The following is a 2,606-nucleotide window of genomic DNA, read 5'->3' on the forward strand; positions in this document are numbered from 1 at the left end:
AGGTGAATAACGTGCCACGACATGGATCTTTCACCGCCCCCGGATGATGAGTTGATTCGATCTGAAGATACGACAACTACCCTAACACCGGGGGGTATCAACTGACATAGAAAATTGGATTGCCGAGCGTATTGCCGAATCGAGGCAAGCATCATGAACAGAAATTCGCAGTTTCGCCAAAGGCCCGCAATTGCGGGCCTTTTGTTTTTGGGTAACGAAAACAGACAGGACAAGAGAATGTCGCGAAGCATAGCAAAAGGCCCAATGCGTGAACATTGGGCCTCCGCCTGCAACTTGCCTTACTCAAAGGTTCGCCCCCGTGAGCAGGGATATTCTATCACCCCCGCTGTCAAGAATGGAAAGCCTGTGATTGCCGTATGTCCGATCTGTGGCATTCGTCGCCAGTTGGGCCAGCCGCTGGCGCTGGTATTGGCCGGCCGTCACCTTTCTGCCTCTGTTTGTTCGATTTGCAGCGAGGCCGCAGCCATCAGCGCCAGCTTTCGGACCACTGCCGCGCATACCTTGGCGCAACACCAGCACCATCTGGAGGCGCACCATGCATGATTCCGTACGCTTTCATTCGGTGCTGCACTGGCCGCGCGCCGGCAAATCGGTTGACGCTGGTCTGATGCTGGGGGATACTTTGCCGGTCCCGTTCAATAGCGGGATCGGGATTGGTCTCCCGAACGACATGGGCGGACAGCCGCCTCTAGCGGCATTTTTTGTGTCCGTTTCACGCCATTGGTGCGTCCTTTTCTTATGGGCTGGCCGTGGTTGGAGAGCCGCAAGGCTCGCCGGTTCCTATGTCCCGGTAGACCAATCTGACCATGCGCTGGCCCACCCCCGATTGGTCTCGGGGAGGCTGGTTAAATCCAGACATAGGAGGCACCCCATGCCACGTGTTGCCCTACGCGCGTTCCGCGCTGTTCTCCCTGTATCGATTACTCGCCGTCTGGCCATTCGCGCCTATCTGAGCGGCCATCTGTCCGCCGCTGCCCTGGTCAATGTTCTGGGGAGGGGCGCAGCATGAAAACGTCTACCGTTAATGGCCTGAGCATCCAGCAAGCCGGCAATCAAACCATCCTGATACACGACACCGCAGCAACGGACATGCTTACTCGCCGCGCCGGCCAGTTGCGCGCCCTGCTGGCCTGTCTGATTGGTGATGGCGGCGAGTTGTTCCGCTGCATGGATGTGGCTATCCAAGATGACACGCTTTGGCTTGCGGCTGATCTGGCTGCGGAAGTTGAATTGCTGAGCGATCTAGTTACGAGCGGGGAGGCTTCCAAATGAAAACGAATATTCAACACCAACCGGCCGCCGTGTCTTGTGCGTTGCCGGAATCGACCGTCAACACCATCAGCGCCGCGTATTCGCTTTTGCGTGAAGTCGCTGGCGATAACGTGCAGATTCAATCCGCATTGGCCTGCCTTGAGGCTGCATTGACGCCGAGTAGCTCGGGACGTAGCAGTGTGGCCTCGTCGCTGCTGTTTTGTCTGTACGAAGGCGGCGCTTTCAGTGTGGCTGCATCGGGTGATACAGGCGCGCTGCACGGTTACTTGCGCGATCTTGGCCGGTCACTCTGGCCTGCTGTCGAGTCGAAACAGGCTACCGACGGTATTGGGCCTATTACCGTGAGAGATGTGTACAACCGCAACGGCGGCCCGGTCGTGAGCAAACGGAAGCGGACTAACCCGCTCGCGCGCTAAGGATTCCAATCATGAACAAAATAATCACCTTCCCTCTAAACGGGCGGGAAGCCCCCGGCTTGCCTGCTGAATTCAAATCAGTGACCGAATGGGCTGAAAAAGCTGGGTGCGAGCATGCCCGCGAGCTGCTGGGCGCGCTGGTGTTTTTCCAAGAGCGCGACGAGGACCCGCGCAAACAGGAAGAGGCCGCGCGGGCTTTCCTGTCAGGTTTTCTGGCCCCGATGTTGCCGGTATTGGCCGATTCGTTGGCGTTGTTCCCTGCTGGCGCGGGGGTCGTGGAAACACTGATTGATGGACTGGTCCATGGTGCTGCAATGGCTCTGGAATCCATGGGGGGCACGAATGACGACTAAGCGTTTACCCTTCGACGAGGTGAATACCGCCGCGCTCAATGGCCTGACGCGCGTTCTTGATTGGGCTGGTGTGCATTGGCAACAAGCGCACCACGAAATCCAGATGATTAATCCCAAGCGCGCGGACGGCGGCTACGGCTCGTTTTCCATCAATGCCAATACCGGGGTTTGGTCCGATTTCGCCACCGGCGACAAAGGCGGCGATGTGGTCGCCCTGGTGGCATATTTGAAATCGTACAGCCAAGGCGACGCTTGCAAAGACTTGGCGCGCTTGTTCGGCATCATGGTCGGCGAGGCGTCCCCGGCGAGTGCGGCTCTGCCGCTCGCACCATCGAAGCCGGTGTCAGTGGATACCTGGCAAGAGTTGCGTCCGATCCCTGCTGACATGATGGGCAGCATTCCGAAGCGCAAACCCAAGCACCCCGGCAAGATCGTGCAGTATTGGACCTACCCCCCTGTGTCAGGGTAGTTGAGATGATCCCTTTTCAGGGATTTCATACTCAATCCAGGGGGCCGGAATTTCACCATGTCGCGTTTATCCAAG

6 protein-coding genes are annotated in these 2,606 nt (G+C 57.9%); all 6 read left to right on the top strand.

The window, feature by feature from the left end:
- Nucleotides 1-153 precede the first annotated feature (153 nt).
- The gene (locus G520_RS25045; RefSeq protein WP_156876969.1) at nucleotides 154-564 is read left to right on the top strand and encodes a hypothetical protein; all 411 of its coding nucleotides are present in this window, start codon (nucleotides 154-156) and stop codon (nucleotides 562-564) included.
- A 328-nt stretch (nucleotides 565-892) separates the two neighbouring features.
- Nucleotides 893-1,030, top strand: a complete 138-nt coding sequence (locus G520_RS25050) for a hypothetical protein (RefSeq protein WP_156876970.1) — start codon at nucleotides 893-895, stop codon at nucleotides 1,028-1,030.
- Complete coding sequence (locus G520_RS0114405) at nucleotides 1,027-1,293, top strand: hypothetical protein (RefSeq protein WP_051229419.1); 267 nt, start codon at nucleotides 1,027-1,029, stop codon at nucleotides 1,291-1,293. The genes G520_RS25050 and G520_RS0114405 overlap by 4 nt, the downstream gene beginning before the upstream one ends.
- Nucleotides 1,290-1,709, top strand: a complete 420-nt coding sequence (locus G520_RS0114410) for a hypothetical protein (protein WP_028536264.1) — start codon at nucleotides 1,290-1,292, stop codon at nucleotides 1,707-1,709. Before G520_RS0114405 ends, G520_RS0114410 begins: the two co-directional genes overlap by 4 nt.
- A gap of 11 nt (nucleotides 1,710-1,720) precedes the next feature.
- Entirely contained in the window at nucleotides 1,721-2,062 is a 342-nt protein-coding gene (locus G520_RS0114415) for a hypothetical protein (protein ID WP_028536265.1), read from the top strand.
- A complete protein-coding gene (locus tag G520_RS24065) occupies nucleotides 2,052-2,531 on the top strand; it encodes a hypothetical protein (RefSeq protein WP_051229420.1) in 480 nt (159 codons plus the stop codon). The genes G520_RS0114415 and G520_RS24065 overlap by 11 nt, the downstream gene beginning before the upstream one ends.
- Nucleotides 2,532-2,606: the final 75 nt, after the last annotated feature.

The sequence above is a fragment of the Paludibacterium yongneupense DSM 18731 genome, assembly GCF_000422925.1.
GTDB classification, from domain to species: Bacteria; Pseudomonadota; Gammaproteobacteria; order Burkholderiales; family Chromobacteriaceae; genus Paludibacterium; species Paludibacterium yongneupense.